Below are 16,912 nucleotides of genomic sequence, written 5' to 3' on the forward strand. Positions count from 1 at the left end.
GGGGATGGAATAACAATTATCTTGAATCCGTATTCAAGATTTTTTTTCTCAATTATTTTTAATAATTCCTACATCTGTTGGTTCAAAGGGGATTTTTTGTTCACCAATGAGTTTATTTTTAAATTTATCAGCGTAGGTATGAGCAAATTTTTCTTTTTCACTTTTTGAAAGCCGAAAATAAAAATCCATTCTTTTCTCCTGGGCATCATAATCTATATCGTCGTCGTTATTATTGTACCCAGGTCTCTCAACAATGTCTAGATAGTGAACGTAATGGCCGAACTCATGAGGTAGGGTTCTGTAAAGTTGAGTGTTTCTAGCTGTTTCAGGTATGAGTTCTGCAATAAAATTTCTTTTTGTTTCGGTAAAAATATGTCCATCTGCTTTTAATCTTTCGAATTCCTGCTGATCTTCAATCGTTTGCTTTTTAGGCCATAATAATTGCTTTTTTGTGTCGATTGCATCCAGGATGATAGCGGGATAATATTCATCCTCGAAATCATAGCTGTAAATTAATCTTCCCCAAACGGGTGAAAGAATTTCTTCTTTTCGTTTAGGCTGCCGTAGAATAATAAACTTCAATTCTCCATAATCTTCAGTTGGAATTTGCTCTATAATTCTTTGAATATCATTTACCGAACAAGGATGAATTGAATTTTCGCGGTTTTTTTCAACCACAAATATAAATTCATGGTTGTTGATGATTCGGGTTTCTTTTTGGTAATCAGTAAGTTTTTCATAAAAAGATTTCAAATTACCATAAGGTGAAGCAATAGTCAATTTATTATCCTGACCATAACCTTGATGTTTAGTTCCGATATTTTTATTTCTTCTTGACGGATTATACATTGTGTTGTGTTTTATTAATCAAGTCTACAATTTCATCTGCTTTTTCTTGTTTGATCCAGTCTATGATTCTAATTTCCTGATCTTTTGTTGTGAAAACGACAGCGTAAGTAGATTGGCTTAGTGAAAAATTGTACCGCACTCTGTATTTTGATGTTTCTATCGTAAAATCTTTTGTTTCAACATGATCTATATCTTTTTTCAGATAGGTTTTAGGACTTGTGAATAGTTTGTTTTTATACTCTACTTTCACAGTTTCGGGATCAATGGTAAGAACTGTTTTTCCGAAATTATTCCACAACCAGATATACAGGACGAAAATAAATAAAGCTCCAAAAGGAAGCATAAAAGGGATAAAACTTGCTTGAAGAAGGCCAATAGAAATGATGATAAGAATTATACAAAACAAAATGAGTAAGCCAACACTTGTGATAAAAGTGACTAGCCAATTGATTTTGTTTTTTATTTCAATGATCGTTGGCATGTCTGATTGATTACTGTGGAGGTTTTCTTTCATACAACTTTGTCTTCTCAAGACCGAAATTATTAACTCTGATTGTTGGCGAATCTATTTTGCAATTTGGAAGATTATTATAAAGTTGATCCGTTAATTTTAAAATTCCGGAGGTCGTTTTATCATTAAATTCATAATTTTTTTGATCAGTAATAACTTCCAGTCCCGACTGTCCCCCATAAGGCTTTACGGGGAATGCGAATCTGTTTACTGTATTAATTTCATCCCATTTTATAAACTCTGTTATATTTTTTTGTTTAACATAAAACCCTTCGTCTGTATATTGAAAGATTCCGTTATCATTATACAGCCTGTCCATTTCTTTTTCAACAGAATCATAATCCTCTTTATCACTGGGAAAATAAAGTTTTGCTGTCGAAAATATGATCACAAAAAAACACAGGAAAATAGCAGCAAATGTAATTTTTTTGTCGTTAAAAATAGGATAGTTATAAAGAGTCAGAATGAAGACAAGACTACTGACAGCAATTATTTTTTTCATTTTTATATTTTCTCAAAGTACTTCCCAGTGAACTGATAGCGTATTTTTTTATCTGTAACTTTATAATCATCAAGGATTAACGGAATGCTGATGATTTTCTTTTTAGCATCATATTCAATATCATAATTTTCAATCTCATTATTCCAATTAGATTTTGCTGCAAGATCTATTTCATATCCCAATTGGTTTCTGATGCCAGTTTTGGTTTTAATAAGCCTGGCATCACTGTTGAGCTTTCCATTATCTATAGAAAAAACTTTTATGCTGTGGGAAGTAAGGGCAGAACTATAGGTTGCCATATTTTGAGCGAGATAATATTTTTTATTCTCAGAGATAATATCATTGATTTTATAATAGAATGTTTGGGGATTCATTTCACTGTTATCACCAATTATTTCAGAATATACTTTGTTATCTGCTTCATACTGAAAAATATTTTTGAAAAAATGCATCGTTCCGCCGTTCCACGTATCCCATGAATAGATCCTGAATTTTCCATCCTCTGATGAAGAAACCTGTAAACCGTTTTTTCTGAGTGATTTAAAATCATATTTCAAGGTCTGCGGATTGGATGTGTGCTTCAGCAATAGCTTTTCAAATTCATTATTAGCTGCCATAAGTGAATCTGCAGCATCCCTGTTGTGGTTTTGGTCTGCATACCAGTAACCGATTTTCTGGAAAGAAAGTTCCAGTTGTTTTTCTATAGCGTTTATATTTTGTCCGGATACAATATGAGATAAAAGGATGAAGAATAAAATTCCTATTGTTTTTTTCATGGTTTTGTAAAATTAGTTTTTATTTTTTGCTCTTTAGCTGAAAGACATTTCCTTCAGGATCGGTTCCGTCACAGAGCCAGAAAGGATAGTCGTCGAAAGTTTTGACTTCCCTCATCTGAATGTTTTTTGAGACCAGTTTATTTCTTGCAGATTCTATATCTATGTCAATTTCAAAAACAATTTTGGTATTGTTATCGAAGAGATATCCCGCTTCGATTTTTTCAAGATACTGATCTCCGATTTTATGTAATCCGATATGAGCACCTCCGGCATCAAGCAAAACCCAGATTGGATCTTCTTCAATCACTTTAAGATTAAAATGATCCACATAAAAGTCCCTGAGCAGCTGTACATTTTGTACGTACAGAATAATGGTACTGAGCTGAACATTCATATCGTTTTAGTTTAAGCTTCATAAATAAGTTGTACCACACCAGATTTAAAAACATTTGTTTTGATCAGTTTTAAATTTAATCTTTCCTTTAAATCTTCAAAAAGAGGTTTTCCTTTTCCTAAAGCTATCGGATGAACGGATATTCTATAGGTATCAATAAGATTAAGCTGAATAAATGTTTTGATAAGACTTGCTCCTCCATACAGCCAGATGTCTTTTCCCCCTTGATTTTTTATTTCAGAAACTTTTTCCACAATATCAGAACTGATAAAAATGGCATTTTCATCTTCTCTGTTTTGACTGGAAAACACAAATTTATTTTTTGAATGAACGGCTTTCCAGAGTTTTTGTTCTTCCGGTCCTGCATTTTCTTCCGGCTGATAATTTCCCCATGCATCATAGCTTACTCTTCCGTAAAAAATAGTGTCTATCCCTGCCAGAAATCCATCAAAATCCATATCATCATCCATGATACACCAATCTATTTCTCCATTGGGACCTTCAATAAAGCCGTCTAAAGTAGTGGCCAGGTCTAATATTACTTTTTTCATTTTTTAAAAATATGTGATTAGGGATTTAACATTCTAAAATGACAGGAAAGATAGGCATATTTACTTTTTTAATGACGAAGTTATGACAACTTTATTTTTACTTTGCAGATGTTGTTACCCCTATCATCACTCCAAAATTTCCGTCTTTTTGAATCCAGTTTTTTTCAGGAAGATAAGTTCTGGAAACATATCCATCAAGATAAAGAGCCTCTTTGCATCCTGAATTTTTGAAAAACTCTGCCAGGGTATAAAAATTGACTTCTTTTTTAGACATTACAAAAATAAGGTCTCCGTTTTCCAAAATTCCCACCCCGTTTCTGATGTTCAGATTTTTAGAATTTTCCTCAAAGATCGGGTTGATTTTTCCATTTGTTATCAGCATTGGCCCGGATTGGGTGGCATACCTGATGGCTTTATTGTATCTGAATTTTTTAGTTTCTACAATTCCTGCTTGGTTATTTTGTGTTAAATAAAAAACTCCATTAGGCTGAAGATAAAAATTTCCGTTGCCCTGCAATGTGTCTGTGGATTTCAGGATTTTAAAATCTTCAATATAAAGACCTTTCGGAGCGTTGTCCGGTTCAAACATGCCGCCGTTCATGGCGAATATTAACTTTTCATTTTTAAATTGAACATTCTGATTGAGGCGATCAAGACTTTTCAGGAGTTCACCATTATCGTTTTTCCAATACATCTGTATGTTTTGTTTCTCAGGGTTCACCTGGTAAGTGATAAAACGGTTATCATCCTTTGCTTTTTCCTTACAGCATAAACTGCTGAAGAGCAGAAGGAAAAGAAATAAATAATAGGGTTTTATTTTGAGAAAGGGAATAGTACTTTTGAGCATGGTGTGATTTTCAGAACAAATATATTGTTTTCTCCTCACTCATTTCAATGCCGGGATTTCCTGCGCAGCAGGATTAAAGCTATAAGAAGCATGATGATCACAAAAACGGAAATATAAATGATCATTTTATATCTGTTATTTTGTTGCGTAAGGGTTGATATTTCTCTTTTCTGTTCATTAACCTTTCTGTCAGATTGATTAAAATCTTCAACAATCAGATCTGTAAGTTCTACATGATTGGATAAATCCGAACTCTCAGATAATTTTTTATATCTGTTACTTAAGAATTCAAGCTCTTTTAATTCTGCAGGTGAAAGCTCATCCAGTTTTTTTTGTATAAAGCACTGATCGGAGTAGAGCAATCCGGTATCTTGTTCAGCAAATGCAAAAATTAAATATTTCCCCTTTTGTGTAAAAAGAATATCACAAGAATGTAATGGAGATCCGAAAAGGGTTGCATTGTGTTGATAAAATTCGTTGAAGTCATTTGATTTGTAAAGCTTGTTTATTTTAACCTTGCTAAGAATATTTTGTGCAGTTTTGAATCCTGAAGGAATCTCTGTTACATCATATATTTCCCCAATGAAAACAAAATCTGCATTTTCGAACGAAGATTTTAAAGTTGGTTTGCCATTACATTTGCAGGCTGAAATATTGACTGAAAATAATAGTAGAAAAGGAAAAAAGAGTCTGAACCTCATTGTGGTGATTTTTTTCTTGATTGAAAGAATTTTATAGATACAAAAATAAATCCCCAAACCATAAATGCAGTGAAAATAATAAAAAGATCAACATTGGTAAAGGATAGCCAATCCATTCCAAAAAGTGCGCCTGATATAAAATAAATAATATGATATATAAGCATGGAGATTACTGTGTTTAGTTGCTTTTTAATACTAATAATTAATATTAAAGCTGTCGAAACAGCCAAAGAAATACCAGAAACAGCCATAATAGCAATAGGCAGCATTGCAACATTTCCACTGGGCAATTTCAATAGTTTGATATACTCAGCCGTTATTATAGTATTTAAAACCCCGATTAATAATAGGATTCCAAGGGTTTGTAGAGTCTTCATTTTTTTGAATTCATATTATAAAAAATAGCTAACTGTAATGCGTTTAATTGATTGTTATCCAGTTTCTTATAGATTGAACTGAATATTAGGTTTGAAATTAATCATTAAAATATTTATCATTAATACTGCCTTCAAATTCATTTGACACAACATTTCCCAGTCTATATCTGAATTTTGTTTTAAAATTTCCACTTAATCGAGGTTCAAATACAGTCGCAATTTCTTTTGGTTTTAAAACGAAAAAGTTAATACCTGTTCCACAAGTATATTTTCTGTAATCATATATTTTTTTCCATTGATGATCTTTATCTAAACCTTCCAATTCCAAAGCGACATTGTTACCAAAACCAATTACCCGTTCTTTTTTTTCTGCATTATAGATGGTAACAGGAAATCCATCATAATACGTTATAATGAATGGAATCTCTTTTGTTAGCTTTAAACCAGCAGCCAAACTATCCATTTTGATATCATAGTCTAGATTTGATATTTTTGTAGTATCAATATGGGTTTTAATTAATGGTGTTTTTTGAGATGTATCTACAAAAATTCTGAGATTTTTATACTGACGTTTATTAAATTCTTGCTTAAGAGCAATGAAATCCTTATTCCGGTAATTTTTTTCTAAAAATTTACTATGCCATTCATTACCAGTATAGGTGAGCGTAATATTGTTTTCAGGTTGACCGATGTACTGTATTTGCTTATATCTAAAAAGATTGATGTCTTCCGTTTTTTCTACAGGAATGTTATTTAAATCTTTATCATACATATATTTAGGATAGATCATTTCCTGTGACCATAATAGACAGGATAAAAATACAAGAGAGGCTACTAGATATTTTTTCATCAGTTAATAGTTTTTGTAAAATCTTTCTTACAACGGAACGGCTTTGAATAAATTGTCAATATAAATCTGTTTTTAAAGCTTCAACTTAATTTTTTGTGCTTCAGTTTTATTAGGTTTATCTATTTTGTTGGGTAGGGTCCAGGCTATATAAAGTTCTTTATTTTCAAGATGTATGCTGTCGATACAATAATGAGGAAGCAGGCTTGAGCAATTTTCCCAGTTTTCTCCGAGGAACTGTTTTTCTTTTCCAGCAATGTTTTCAGCAACTAATTTATAAGGGAGAGAATCTGTTTCATAGATAACAATACCATTTACTTTGTCATAAGCTAATGTATTTTCATAAAATTTGACTTCATTATTGTTAAAGGGTAAAATTAAATCTGTCCAGGTATCACTTCCATTAGAATGCCTGAGACACATATATTGATCATTACTCCATTGTAAAGACGTTTTATGATCCAGATAATTATTACTGATCGATTCTGAAGAATTGAATGTACTCTTATCATTGGTCCAACGTAAAAAAGAGGTTGAATCTGTTGCTTTAACGATTTCAAATGTATGTTTCGGGTTGATGGTGTCATTCTTATTTGATGAATGGCAAGCTGATATCAATAGACCAAAAGATAATAGAAGGAACGGTTTCATATGGTGTTTAGCTTTGCAAAGTATTATATTGAATTTTAGAACACAGGTTCCCCGTTCAAATCTGTAGTCAGAATTTCACTCATATAATCAAAAAAAGGACGCATTGCCAATAAGGTGAGAAGTGCTTCTTTTTGAAAATTATCAGCTAAAACTTCCTTGTCTGTGAATTTCCGCATCACCAGGAATTGTTTTTTTCTGATTAAATCTATGGCCGGATGGTTTTTATCAAAACCTCGCGGAGCTGTTTTTACGGAATCCCCTTTTAGTTCTCCGAAATATTTTACGAAAGTTTCGTCAGAAATTATCTTTTCAATTTCAATGCTGCTGATTTCAAATTCTTTACGGATGCGGAGCAGATCCTTTGCTTCCGGACCCCAGAATCCACCTCCTACAAAGCTGTTGCCAGGTTCCAGCTGAATATAATATCCGCCTCTCAGCATCGGCTTTGAACGGGAATATCCCACTCCGAAATTGGTTTTATAGGGTGTCTTGTCTTTTGAAAAACGAACGTCTTTGTAAATTCTGAAAATATAAATTCCTTTCAGGTTGTCATATTCTTGAAGTTCGGTATAGATATGATTAAAAAAAACTTTGTTTTCTTTTACAATCGATTCGTATTCAGATTTATTTTTTGCAAACCATTCCCGATTATTGTTTTTTTCTAGTTGTTTAAGGAATTCAAATGCTTTTTTCATATTCAGATCAGGATTTTTCTTCGTTGATATATTCTTTATAGTCTTCTTCTAATTTGTCAATCTCTTTAATTAAGAAGTCATATATATTTCCTTCAAATACTTCGTAATCTTCCTCGTCATATTTATCGTACTCTACTTTTATGATCCCGTTATCGGTATAGGCTCTGTACAGATTTCCACTGCGTTTGAAAAATAACTGTCCCAAAGGTTTTTCCCGATATTCAAGAGCTTCATCATGCTTTTCTTCAAAACCCATCCATGAAGGCATCTCTGCATCCTGAGAAAGACCGTATACAAAAAAGCCATATCCAAATTTCCACGCGGGAATAACATCAAACTCCTGTGGCCGTGCCCATATCTCTTCTTTAACCTCAAAAATCAACGAACCAAATGTGGTCAGAAAGTCTTTAATATCTTCACTGAATATAAAACCTGTGCTTTCCTCATACTGTGTAATCTGTTCCTCCGTTGCTGGATTTGCCAGAGAGCCCATCACGAAAAAGTCATCATTTAACTTCTTTTTTCTGTCCCAGAATTCTTCTTTTGTTGCCATATTTTGTTTGGTTTTATGCCGTCATCATTGATCAGACCTTTATTGAAACAAATATAGGGGAAAGTTGAAGGGATAAAAAATTGAGGGAGGAAAATGATATGGTCTGGGAAATGGAACTATTATCATTAGCACCTTCTTTGTGATGTCTTCCTATTTTGGATTAGTTTTTTTATGAAGTGAGATATTCTTGTGCCCATTGCAGTTCAATGTATTTTGTACAATCGTTTTTCATTTCATCATATCCATCGAGTAAAATTGCTGAACCTCCATTTTTTACAACTTCTTTTACAATTTTATAATTTTCTTGGGCTCCATCCGGGCCTAGTCCAACTAAGTCAAAAATAATATTATTTGTATTTGAAAGAGTAGTATACAATGATAATAGCTTTCTCGGGCTGCCTGTAAGTGTATTGACTTTTATTTTTTTAGTGATCCATTCTGTCTCATAAATCTTTTCGGAATAAGGATTAGCAGGATTTGCATTCTTTTTTAAATATTCACTCACAGTCATAGGATAAAAAATATCTCTAAACTTCGATTCTCTGAAATGTTCAACAAAAGTCATTTTTTTATGAATGATAACATTTTCATGGGGTGTATTACCACAAAATAGGTCTTTAAGAAACATTTCCGTTTCATAAAAATGTGCCCCGCTGAAAAGATTGACAACAATAATTTCCCCTTCATTGAGTGTAAATGGAGGAACGTAAAATTTATCTGTTTGTATTCCTTTATTTTCGATTTGCTTTAAATACATTCAATGTTTCATTTTTAAAATGGCTTTAATAGCATCAGAAATTTCAAATAACTTTCCTTTGTAATGGTTGCCTAATAAAATGATCGTAAATTTTTCATTCAAATCTGAAACTAAAATAGCTTCATAGCTTCCGGCTCTTCCATCATGCAAATGCTCAACCAATTTTTTGTTTATAAATTTTGCCTGCCCTAAAGCAGATTGGGTTTCAGGCAGATTAAATTGCTGCCCAAGCTCAAACAAAGAATTTGTGTTTATTATTTTACTGGAATGAAGACAGTCTTCCCATTTCAATAAATCCTTAGTAGTTAAATACGTTCCTCCTGTTATAGGTAAATCTTCTTTATCCGCAACCAGCTCACTATTAAATCCTTTGGCTATATTAATTCCATTTTCAAAAGGAGTCATCACAGAAGAATTCATTTTACAAGGCTTAAAAATGAATTTTTCTACATAGGTTTTAAAATTCATTCCTGTCACACGCTCAACGATAAACTGGCGTAAAAACAGGTTGTTGTTATTATAATCATAATGAGTACCAGGTTTGAAATCTAAGGAATCAACATGTTGTAAGCCCTCAAAAAGATCTTTGTCATTTTTAATTTTTTTCCAGGCTACATTGGGAATGCCACTCGTGTATTGCAACAAATCTTTTAGGGTAACTTCACTGGCCCATTTGGGTAATTCCGGAATGTATTGAGAAACATGATCATCCAGTTTCAGTTTCCCCTGTTCTTGTAATTGTAACAAGGCAACACCGCTGAATTCCTTAGTGATAGAGCCAATGTTAAACCTGTAATCAGTAGTGAGCTTTTTCGTTTTTGTCACATCAGTAAAACCAAACGAAGCATTATAAATGATCTTATTGTTTTTTGCAACTAAAACATTTCCATTAAAGGCTCCAATCTGGTTTGACCATTTCATTAGAGAATCAATTTTACTGATCTCTTTTGTTTGAGCAAATGTATGAGTGGCTAAAAGTAGGAATGTCGAAAAAAGTAAGATGAAATGTTTATGGTATTGCATATTTAGGTTTTTGTTATTAGGTTTAGTGTATCAGCAAAGTTAGCATCAATATAAAATATCTGCATCCGAATTAATAAGAAGAATCACTTCAGAAAAAGTGTCTGCAATTAATTCATGTGTTTCAGTAGAGTTTTTAAACACTCCATTTTTTCCTTTCACAAAGCCGATATGATGTGCATTGATCAGATAGTCTGCAAACACAATGAAGCTTTTGTCATTTTCGTTATGATATTCCTCCAGGATTTTTGCTAACGGCCAGATAGAAAACATATTCTTTGTCCAGTCCCAATCTGCAAATCCATCCAGTTTTAAATACAATTCTTTAAAATCATCAGGAAACTGAAAGTCAATAAATTCTTGGACAGCAGTAATAGATTCTGGTGTTGCGGGTGGGCTAAGCTTAATATTTTCATTGGCCCATTTCTCTTTAATTTTATCGGCCCGGAGGTGTATCATGCTAATGAAGTTTATAAATTTCTTTCCACTTGGGATTGCCTTACGAAAGCTTAATTAATTTTATTGTTTTGAACTCTCTTGATTGATTGCAGGAGGTAATTTTGGATAATTTTTTTTGCTTTTAAATTCAAAACTCTTTTGAGTTTCTTTTAATTTTAAAGACTTTTTTGTTTCATAAATCCAATGAGCAAAATTGCTTAATGATTTTGGGGCATTATAACTGTGAACTTTTATAGTTTTCCTGATTTTATCTTTTCTAATATAGAAACTGTAATATTCTCCATCTTGATACTTTTCAAAGTATAAGGTGTCTAAACTTTTGAAATCTATATTCGACATAAAACTCTCCAGTTTCGATCTCTGTTTTTCATTCAGGGTTGAAAGATAGCTGGTTTTGTTTCTTGGTAATTGTTTGTTCTCTGCAGCCCAATTTTCATACAAAAAAATTGAATCATTTTTACTACTGAATTTTATTGAGAAATCTGTCTCAAAAGTATTGCTATAGGAAAAATCAAAGTCATCGAATTCTTGCTTTTTGCATCCCAAAAACAAAAATAGGATTGATAGAAACAGTGCTTTATTTTTCATGATTATTTCCTTATTCTTAGCCTGAGTCTGTTAAAAGCTTTCTTTGTGAAATAGAACTCTATTGCGAATAGCGAGTAAAAAAATAGTACTGAAAGTATAACAAGTACTAGATCTCCCTGGAAATCAGGTTCAATTATTTTTTTTATGATAGAGAATAAAAATAATAACAGAAGAATTGAGAACCAAATATATCCAAAAAAGCTTAATCTCAATCTGGGATTCTGAAGATCATTCTTTTTAAAAATAATGATTAAGATGGGAAGAATTGTTAAGAAAGGTGTTTTTATTCTCGTCACTTCAATTCTGTTTTTAAACTCCCTGCCATAGAATAATTTTCCATCACTCGCCAATGAAGCAGTGTTGGCTAAATCTAATATCATAGAGCTTCTCTTTGAGTTTTGTCTGACTGCCTCCTCAATTTTAGTACTGCTAAAATCTAAATTCATTTTAATCATAATGTTTTTTGTATACGATTGTTAGTTATTGGTTTTTAGCTATTAGCACAAATGTTTTTTAAAAAAAATATCCGCCCACTAATTTTACAAATACCTCTCTGTCTCCGATTTTATATATCGTCAATATACTTCCGTCTGAAAGTTGCTTCATTTTTTGACTGAACTCTGCTCTCGGTCCCGATATAGCCAGTTTATCAAGCTGCTGTAAGACTTCTCCAGGTGTTAAAACACAAATTGCTGTTTCTTCACTTTTCCCGTCTCCACTTTTTTCTATCGTTTGAATGATCAGATCCTTTTGTTGAGAACATAATTCTCTTTTTTGATTTTCATCAAGCGCACGATAAATATTCATCATATCGTCCAGTAAGTCTTTATTGAGGGGATTGATTGCATATTTTGATTCGGCTTCAGCAAGCATTTTTTCTGCTTTACTTTTTGACAGTCTTTTTTGAGCAGGTTTCCAGAATGTGCCGGATTCACTATTATAATTTCCGATGGTGTAATCAATTTTTACAAATTTGCTTCCATAATACAACTGATTTAATTGCTCCTGTGTCAATTCGGAAGGGTGTACTTTGAATGTATCTAACAGTTTATAAAAATTTTCCTGTGGATTTTCGGTGACATTCTTTTTAATCAGATCCGTATTTATTTGTGCATAAAATACCTGAAAGAGGAAGACTAAAAGGCCTGAAATAATATATTTTCTCATTGTTTTTTTATTTGAATATGCTTGCTTGTCAATATGTTTTAGTTATTGCTTTTGTTTATCATAAGGAATTCCATCTTTTGCTCCACACAAAAATATACCAAAATCGGTTTCAATTTCTTCTTCACAATCTGCATTTTTTGAATTGTCCAGAATGAGTTCAAGTTCAGAAATTCTTGGTTTAATTTTTTCAATATTATTTTTTTTCGCAGCATATCCAGGGCCGGAAGCACCAAAAAAAGCTAAGAAGACAATATCTGTTTGCTTATCCCTGATCAAATAATTAAAACCTTCAAACATGATGCTTTCCGGTTTACCAAAATGAGTATACATTCTGGATAAAAAATCTCCATAGGGTGCAGATTGATTTCTTATTTTTCCAAAATCAACTAATTCCAATGTTTCCAGATCAGTTTCTTTGAGTTCTGATTTGCTTATTTTGATGAATTCAGGAGCGTTTTTTACATCCATTTTTTGTGCATTACCATTGATAAAAAGTAATAGAATTATAATTGATAAATATTTCATTTTTTATAATAAAGCTTTTCTAATTTTTACTTTACAGACATTTAGTCAGAGTGCTTTGTGAAGTGATGTAATTATGTTTTTAGAGAAAGCTGTTTTTAAATTTAATTTTTTACTCGTTGATGTTTGTGGCTTATTACTATCTGAAAATTTTAATCTGCTGCAGAACCCCTTTCTCATTTTTATAACTAAAAATATAGTTCCCACGTTGTACTTTGGATAGATCTATCGTTTTATTATAATAGGCAAAACCTTTGCTAATTTGCTTCCCATCTGTGGAGTAAACGGTGTATTCAAACTGATTGCTGTTATTTTTATTGCTGATAAGAAAGCCGTCTCTATTTGCATTGGTATATACCCTTGTTTTAGTTTCATGATCTTCATTGGCTACGGTTGAAGAAAGTACGCTCTCATTAATATCTGCTACCTGGGTGCTTTTAATGGCTGATTTGGTTACAGACGTTGTACTTCCACCAATGATGTATAATTTATTGTTATATACTTCTGCTGCTGCGTGTCTTCTTGGGATCATATTGGATGATAACTGATGTACCTTATTGGTTGTCGTATCAAAATAGGCCAGAAAAGTCTGATTATTATAACCACCTGCAATAAAAATATTAGTACCGGATACCGCTAATGAATGTCCGGATATCCCAGCAGGCATCGTATATTGATCGGTCCAAAGATTAGTGTTGAGGTCGTAAATATTGATCAGACGGGATGAGGTACCGTTGAAACCACCAATAACATAGAGCTTATCATTCACAATTTTGCCCCTTGTTTCTCTGGCTGTGGGCATATTGGGTAATGGATGCCACGTATCTGAAGCAATATCATAATATTGGAATCTATTAGAAAATACAGTAGTTGCAGCACCATTTAGTCCGCTGCCACCGAATACATATATTTTTCCGTTATGGATAGCAGAGCCAGCATTTCCCGTATAGGAACGATTAACTGCTCCCTTTGTTATTTTATTGGTAGCAAGATCTAAAATTTCAAGATGACTGTTTCCCCAACCGTTAAAAATATAAATTTTATTATCGTAAGTCTCTGAGTTAGCAAATTTTTTGGAAAGCAGAGAAGAATTGAAAATACTCCATTTGTTATCAGTAATATTATATTTCTCAATATAATTGGCGATACCTCCTTTTTCCAGATACCCATTGCTCACATATATATTATCATCCACAATGACACTGTTTATGGCACCTCTGCCTATAGACATATTGGCGAGAGTTTTAAATTGAAGTGTCTGTGCATGGGTAAACAGTGAACCTAAAAATGAAAGGAATAATAATTTTGTTTTCAATGGTATTCGTTTTAGTGTTTGTTTTTATTTGGTTTTCTTTCAATGATTCAGTTTTATTTTCAGTACCGAACTTTAATTGAATATCGTGGTTTAAAGATAGGGAAAAGTTGAAAAGGATTTTCTGAAATTGCTTTTAGTCACATGAACATCAAGTTATTTTTGCTGTAAACAAGACGGTTTTATTCATATTCTGTATTTCATCATCAAGTATAGCTACCCCCTTACCTAAGGGGATAGAGGGGGTTGCATAAGGGGGGGTAGCCACTTATCCAAGGGGCTAAAGAGACTTATGAAAGGGGCTGGAGGGGCTATAGAAGAGGGTGGAGATACTTTATTGTCCGAAATCTTATGATTTTGGATGATTTATTTTATGGGTGCAAAGTCTCCCGATTTTGTGGAAGCCGGTAAACTTTACCCATAGAAAATTAGAAAACTTTTTCTCTGTTAATTGTAAAAGTTTCAAAATTAGGATGGAACCAAAAATCTTTCAATCCAATTTCATTATAAACTTTGATTTCATCTGAATAGATAGGATGTAGCCCTGCGATATTTATTTTATATTCAGCACCAATGTCGATATTTAAATATTCAGTTTTATCCAGAATAGCTGGGGCAAAAATTAAAAATGCATCCATTTCAGAATCACCACTTACCTGTTCGCCAAAATTGATTGTTTCTCCATAGCAAAATGGACATTTTCCCCGTAAGCTATTGGCAATAAATCCTGCTACGATTCCCCAATCTGTATTTGCAGATTCTACCGTGATACAAAGTTCAGGCCGCCCTATTTTCCATTCAGGATGATCAACCAATGATAATCCATAGGTTAAGGCTGTAATATAGCCGACATCAGGATAATCTCTATATAAAATTGATGAAACCCCTGGGATACCTTCTATTAAGCTTTCATTGCTATAAAATTCAGGTTCTTGTTTGAAAATAGAATCTAAATGTTCTAAATACTTTTCAATATGTGTCATTGAGAAAACTTAATTTAATAATTGTCTATTAATCTCTTTCTACTAACAAAAAAGATTATTGGTGAAATAGGGACGGTTTTATTTAGTATAATCCCCTGCAACAATAGATTTTTCCATGGAGCTTACAATCTCAGAAACGGGAATCGTAAATATCCCGGCATCTCCTTTATCGAATTCTTTTTTCCAGTAAGAATATCCGTCCATTTCAAGGGAATCCGGCTTTTTCCCAGTCTCACTTTTCAGAGTGGTGACACTTTTGTCTAAAGCTTCTTCTGATATGGGAATATGTGTGAATTTGTCTGCAATGCCTGTGGTACTAGTGGTATCTTTAATCTTCAAACCACTGATGGAAATATGAATCACTTTTCCAGTTTCATGATATTCTTCAATCTTTAATATGGTAAGGGTAGAGTTTTTTTCTGTGGGGCGGGTTTTATAGTTCCATTCCTGGCCTACACTGTATTGATCTTTTTTTGTACAACTGAAAGATAGCAAGAGTATTACTGCTATGAAAGTATAGAGTTTCATGGAGAGTTGGTTATTAGTTTTATGCTTTATTTCAAATAAGTTTGTTCAAGAAGTTCCACTGATTCTGCTTCAGTTAATGGTATCTTTTTATCTGTATTATTTGTTAAATTGAATGAGATCAGATTGTTGTTTCTAACGGCATATAGTAAATAGGAAGCCTTGTCCTTACTAACATCCTGAGATTTATCTTTTAGGATAATTTTCCAGATAATATAATTTTTTTCTTCGTTTCGTTTTACTTCGGAAACTTCAGCTTTCACTCCGGTTGCAGAGGCCCAGTAATCATATTCCCATTTGTAAAATGCATTCAGCAATTCTTTTTCCGTTAAACCTTCTTTATAAAATTCAAATTTTGCAGGTTTTCTTACTGAAATCAGCAAATTTATTTTTTCGTCTTTATTGCTTAGGTGAAATTGTCCGGATTGTTTCAGTTGATTTTTATATTCCCATTTTCCGGGAACCTCAAATAACTCTCCATTGATTTGAAAAGGAGTTTTCTTTTGGGCAAAAGAAGAACTTGAAACCAGAAAAAGAATGAAGATTGAAAAAAGTTTAATGTTTAATTTCATTTGGGTATAAGTTTCTTGGATGATAGTTATCTTATTTATTGTTATCTATGATTTTGAGCATAAGTTCATTATTTCTCTTTTTGGCTTCTTCTATTGAATTGAAATTCTGATAAAACTTATTATAACTAGAAAAAAATAAACGGTTCTGCACAATAAACATATTTCCAATGGTAATCATATTTTTGGATGTATTTTTCTTTTTGATGGTTACTAATGTAACATATTGCATGGAATTTTTAGATAATGAATAGTTTTCTATTAGTATCGGTTTCTCAAAAATATTGTTTTCATTTATATTTTCCAGCCTTTTTTTTAATGTCTCCCACTTATCAGAATTTAAATATTTTTCGAGGTAATTTTTATTTACTTCAGTAAAATAGGAAATATCTACATCTTTATTTTCATTATGATTGGTAACATAGATCTGGAAAAAATCATCGAATTGATCTTCCCATAAAACTTGTAAATTTTTGTATATTTTTTTATTTACATAGTAAGCAACAAAAGTATTTCCTGGAAAGTTCTTACTTTGTATATAATCTTTGGATTCTATATTATTAATTATATTATACATTCCTTCAATTTTGGGAATACATAAGTTTGCTTTTCCAAATTGGAAAATATTTTCACAACTTTTATCTCCGGAATTTATATTATTATGATTAAGATTGTTACTGGAATTTAACTCGGACTTTGTACAACCGATTATAAGAAATAGAAAAAAAAGGCTTAATGTTTTCAATAGTTTCATAG

At 32.3% G+C, this 16,912-nt stretch carries 25 protein-coding genes; all 25 read right to left on the reverse strand.

Annotated features, from left to right (window positions below; translation table 11 throughout):
• Positions 1-48: 48 nt before the first annotated feature.
• Positions 49-849 carry a hypothetical protein gene (locus tag GFU89_RS06975; protein ID WP_318846453.1) on the reverse strand — a complete coding sequence of 267 codons (801 nt, stop codon included), beginning with the start codon at positions 847-849 and terminating at the stop codon, positions 49-51.
• Positions 842-1,363, reverse strand: coding sequence for a hypothetical protein (locus tag GFU89_RS06980; protein ID WP_318846454.1), 522 nt, complete (start codon positions 1,361-1,363; stop codon positions 842-844). Before GFU89_RS06980 ends, GFU89_RS06975 begins: the two co-directional genes overlap by 8 nt.
• On the reverse strand, positions 1,341-1,862 hold the full coding sequence (locus tag GFU89_RS06985; protein WP_318846455.1) for a hypothetical protein: 522 nt from the start codon (positions 1,860-1,862) through the stop codon (positions 1,341-1,343). Before GFU89_RS06985 ends, GFU89_RS06980 begins: the two co-directional genes overlap by 23 nt.
• A gap of 2 nt (positions 1,863-1,864) precedes the next feature.
• On the reverse strand, positions 1,865-2,638 hold the full coding sequence (locus tag GFU89_RS06990) for a hypothetical protein (RefSeq protein ID WP_318846456.1): 774 nt from the start codon (positions 2,636-2,638) through the stop codon (positions 1,865-1,867).
• A 19-nt stretch (positions 2,639-2,657) separates the two neighbouring features.
• Positions 2,658-3,032 carry a VOC family protein gene (locus GFU89_RS06995; RefSeq protein ID WP_318846457.1) on the reverse strand — a complete coding sequence of 125 codons (375 nt, stop codon included), beginning with the start codon at positions 3,030-3,032 and terminating at the stop codon, positions 2,658-2,660.
• 11 nt (positions 3,033-3,043) lie between these two features.
• Positions 3,044-3,583 carry a dihydrofolate reductase family protein gene (locus tag GFU89_RS07000; protein WP_318846458.1) on the reverse strand — a complete coding sequence of 180 codons (540 nt, stop codon included), beginning with the start codon at positions 3,581-3,583 and terminating at the stop codon, positions 3,044-3,046.
• 97 nt (positions 3,584-3,680) lie between these two features.
• A complete protein-coding gene (locus GFU89_RS07005) occupies positions 3,681-4,430 on the reverse strand; it encodes a phosphodiester glycosidase family protein (protein WP_318846459.1) in 750 nt (249 codons plus the stop codon).
• Between the two features lie 44 nt (positions 4,431-4,474).
• Complete coding sequence (locus GFU89_RS07010) at positions 4,475-5,131, reverse strand: hypothetical protein (RefSeq protein ID WP_318846460.1); 657 nt, start codon at positions 5,129-5,131, stop codon at positions 4,475-4,477.
• Positions 5,128-5,508: a hypothetical protein gene (locus tag GFU89_RS07015; protein WP_318846461.1), complete on the reverse strand. Its 381-nt coding sequence runs from the start codon at positions 5,506-5,508 to the stop codon at positions 5,128-5,130. The genes GFU89_RS07010 and GFU89_RS07015 overlap by 4 nt, the downstream gene beginning before the upstream one ends.
• 97 nt (positions 5,509-5,605) lie before the next feature.
• Positions 5,606-6,358 carry a hypothetical protein gene (locus GFU89_RS07020; RefSeq protein ID WP_318846462.1) on the reverse strand — a complete coding sequence of 251 codons (753 nt, stop codon included), beginning with the start codon at positions 6,356-6,358 and terminating at the stop codon, positions 5,606-5,608.
• Positions 6,359-6,430: 72 nt separating this feature from the next.
• The gene (locus GFU89_RS07025) at positions 6,431-7,006 is read right to left on the reverse strand and encodes a hypothetical protein (protein WP_318846463.1); all 576 of its coding nucleotides are present in this window, start codon (positions 7,004-7,006) and stop codon (positions 6,431-6,433) included.
• A gap of 35 nt (positions 7,007-7,041) precedes the next feature.
• Positions 7,042-7,701 carry a DUF2461 domain-containing protein gene (locus tag GFU89_RS07030; RefSeq protein ID WP_318846464.1) on the reverse strand — a complete coding sequence of 220 codons (660 nt, stop codon included), beginning with the start codon at positions 7,699-7,701 and terminating at the stop codon, positions 7,042-7,044.
• 7 nt (positions 7,702-7,708) lie between these two features.
• A complete protein-coding gene (locus GFU89_RS07035) occupies positions 7,709-8,254 on the reverse strand; it encodes a hypothetical protein (RefSeq protein WP_318846465.1) in 546 nt (181 codons plus the stop codon).
• A gap of 169 nt (positions 8,255-8,423) precedes the next feature.
• Positions 8,424-9,011: a hypothetical protein gene (locus tag GFU89_RS07040; protein WP_318846466.1), complete on the reverse strand. Its 588-nt coding sequence runs from the start codon at positions 9,009-9,011 to the stop codon at positions 8,424-8,426.
• The gene (locus GFU89_RS07045; RefSeq protein WP_318846467.1) at positions 9,012-9,932 is read right to left on the reverse strand and encodes a serine hydrolase domain-containing protein; all 921 of its coding nucleotides are present in this window, start codon (positions 9,930-9,932) and stop codon (positions 9,012-9,014) included. It abuts the gene before it with no gap.
• Positions 9,933-10,079: 147 nt separating this feature from the next.
• On the reverse strand, positions 10,080-10,490 hold the full coding sequence (locus GFU89_RS07050; protein WP_318846468.1) for an SMI1/KNR4 family protein: 411 nt from the start codon (positions 10,488-10,490) through the stop codon (positions 10,080-10,082).
• A 60-nt stretch (positions 10,491-10,550) separates the two neighbouring features.
• Positions 10,551-11,078, reverse strand: a complete 528-nt coding sequence (locus tag GFU89_RS07055; protein WP_318846469.1) for a hypothetical protein — start codon at positions 11,076-11,078, stop codon at positions 10,551-10,553.
• 2 nt (positions 11,079-11,080) lie between these two features.
• Positions 11,081-11,533, reverse strand: coding sequence for a hypothetical protein (locus GFU89_RS07060; RefSeq protein WP_318846470.1), 453 nt, complete (start codon positions 11,531-11,533; stop codon positions 11,081-11,083).
• 58 nt (positions 11,534-11,591) lie between these two features.
• Positions 11,592-12,245 (reverse strand): DUF4919 domain-containing protein, encoded by a 654-nt coding sequence (locus GFU89_RS07065; protein WP_318846471.1) that lies wholly within the window; start codon positions 12,243-12,245, stop codon positions 11,592-11,594.
• A 42-nt stretch (positions 12,246-12,287) separates the two neighbouring features.
• Positions 12,288-12,770: a hypothetical protein gene (locus tag GFU89_RS07070; protein WP_318846472.1), complete on the reverse strand. Its 483-nt coding sequence runs from the start codon at positions 12,768-12,770 to the stop codon at positions 12,288-12,290.
• Between the two features lie 136 nt (positions 12,771-12,906).
• Positions 12,907-14,082: a kelch repeat-containing protein gene (locus tag GFU89_RS07075; RefSeq protein WP_318846473.1), complete on the reverse strand. Its 1,176-nt coding sequence runs from the start codon at positions 14,080-14,082 to the stop codon at positions 12,907-12,909.
• Between the two features lie 425 nt (positions 14,083-14,507).
• The gene (locus GFU89_RS07080; protein ID WP_318846474.1) at positions 14,508-15,062 is read right to left on the reverse strand and encodes a hypothetical protein; all 555 of its coding nucleotides are present in this window, start codon (positions 15,060-15,062) and stop codon (positions 14,508-14,510) included.
• A gap of 78 nt (positions 15,063-15,140) precedes the next feature.
• On the reverse strand, positions 15,141-15,590 hold the full coding sequence (locus GFU89_RS07085; protein ID WP_318846475.1) for a hypothetical protein: 450 nt from the start codon (positions 15,588-15,590) through the stop codon (positions 15,141-15,143).
• Positions 15,591-15,616: 26 nt separating this feature from the next.
• Positions 15,617-16,159 carry a hypothetical protein gene (locus GFU89_RS07090; RefSeq protein WP_318846476.1) on the reverse strand — a complete coding sequence of 181 codons (543 nt, stop codon included), beginning with the start codon at positions 16,157-16,159 and terminating at the stop codon, positions 15,617-15,619.
• A gap of 31 nt (positions 16,160-16,190) precedes the next feature.
• Positions 16,191-16,910 (reverse strand): hypothetical protein, encoded by a 720-nt coding sequence (locus tag GFU89_RS07095; protein WP_318846477.1) that lies wholly within the window; start codon positions 16,908-16,910, stop codon positions 16,191-16,193.
• Between the last annotated feature and the right edge of the window lie 2 nt (positions 16,911-16,912).

The sequence above is a fragment of the Chryseobacterium sp. JV558 genome, assembly GCF_033712365.1.
Classification (GTDB): domain Bacteria; phylum Bacteroidota; class Bacteroidia; order Flavobacteriales; family Weeksellaceae; genus Chryseobacterium.

Bases quoted from the DNA above. Each gene is read 5' to 3' on its own strand.
- GFU89_RS06975 (WP_318846453.1), bottom strand. From the start codon at position 849: ATGTATAATCCGTCAAGAAGAAATAAAAATATCGGAACTAAACATCAA.
- GFU89_RS06980 (WP_318846454.1), bottom strand. From the start codon at position 1,363: ATGAAAGAAAACCTCCACAGTAATCAATCAGACATGCCAACGATCATT.
- GFU89_RS06985 (WP_318846455.1), bottom strand. From the start codon at position 1,862: ATGAAAAAAATAATTGCTGTCAGTAGTCTTGTCTTCATTCTGACTCTT.
- GFU89_RS06990 (WP_318846456.1), bottom strand. From the start codon at position 2,638: ATGAAAAAAACAATAGGAATTTTATTCTTCATCCTTTTATCTCATATT.
- GFU89_RS06995 (WP_318846457.1), bottom strand. From the start codon at position 3,032: ATGAATGTTCAGCTCAGTACCATTATTCTGTACGTACAAAATGTACAG.
- GFU89_RS07000 (WP_318846458.1), bottom strand. From the start codon at position 3,583: ATGAAAAAAGTAATATTAGACCTGGCCACTACTTTAGACGGCTTTATT.
- GFU89_RS07005 (WP_318846459.1), bottom strand. From the start codon at position 4,430: ATGCTCAAAAGTACTATTCCCTTTCTCAAAATAAAACCCTATTATTTA.
- GFU89_RS07010 (WP_318846460.1), bottom strand. From the start codon at position 5,131: ATGAGGTTCAGACTCTTTTTTCCTTTTCTACTATTATTTTCAGTCAAT.
- GFU89_RS07015 (WP_318846461.1), bottom strand. From the start codon at position 5,508: ATGAAGACTCTACAAACCCTTGGAATCCTATTATTAATCGGGGTTTTA.
- GFU89_RS07020 (WP_318846462.1), bottom strand. From the start codon at position 6,358: ATGAAAAAATATCTAGTAGCCTCTCTTGTATTTTTATCCTGTCTATTA.
- GFU89_RS07025 (WP_318846463.1), bottom strand. From the start codon at position 7,006: ATGAAACCGTTCCTTCTATTATCTTTTGGTCTATTGATATCAGCTTGC.
- GFU89_RS07030 (WP_318846464.1), bottom strand. From the start codon at position 7,701: ATGAAAAAAGCATTTGAATTCCTTAAACAACTAGAAAAAAACAATAAT.
- GFU89_RS07035 (WP_318846465.1), bottom strand. From the start codon at position 8,254: ATGGCAACAAAAGAAGAATTCTGGGACAGAAAAAAGAAGTTAAATGAT.
- GFU89_RS07040 (WP_318846466.1), bottom strand. From the start codon at position 9,011: ATGTATTTAAAGCAAATCGAAAATAAAGGAATACAAACAGATAAATTT.
- GFU89_RS07045 (WP_318846467.1), bottom strand. From the start codon at position 9,932: ATGAAATGGTCAAACCAGATTGGAGCCTTTAATGGAAATGTTTTAGTT.
- GFU89_RS07050 (WP_318846468.1), bottom strand. From the start codon at position 10,490: ATGATACACCTCCGGGCCGATAAAATTAAAGAGAAATGGGCCAATGAA.
- GFU89_RS07055 (WP_318846469.1), bottom strand. From the start codon at position 11,078: ATGAAAAATAAAGCACTGTTTCTATCAATCCTATTTTTGTTTTTGGGA.
- GFU89_RS07060 (WP_318846470.1), bottom strand. From the start codon at position 11,533: ATGATTAAAATGAATTTAGATTTTAGCAGTACTAAAATTGAGGAGGCA.
- GFU89_RS07065 (WP_318846471.1), bottom strand. From the start codon at position 12,245: ATGAGAAAATATATTATTTCAGGCCTTTTAGTCTTCCTCTTTCAGGTA.
- GFU89_RS07070 (WP_318846472.1), bottom strand. From the start codon at position 12,770: ATGAAATATTTATCAATTATAATTCTATTACTTTTTATCAATGGTAAT.
- GFU89_RS07080 (WP_318846474.1), bottom strand. From the start codon at position 15,062: ATGACACATATTGAAAAGTATTTAGAACATTTAGATTCTATTTTCAAA.
- GFU89_RS07085 (WP_318846475.1), bottom strand. From the start codon at position 15,590: ATGAAACTCTATACTTTCATAGCAGTAATACTCTTGCTATCTTTCAGT.
- GFU89_RS07090 (WP_318846476.1), bottom strand. From the start codon at position 16,159: ATGAAATTAAACATTAAACTTTTTTCAATCTTCATTCTTTTTCTGGTT.
- GFU89_RS07095 (WP_318846477.1), bottom strand. From the start codon at position 16,910: ATGAAACTATTGAAAACATTAAGCCTTTTTTTTCTATTTCTTATAATC.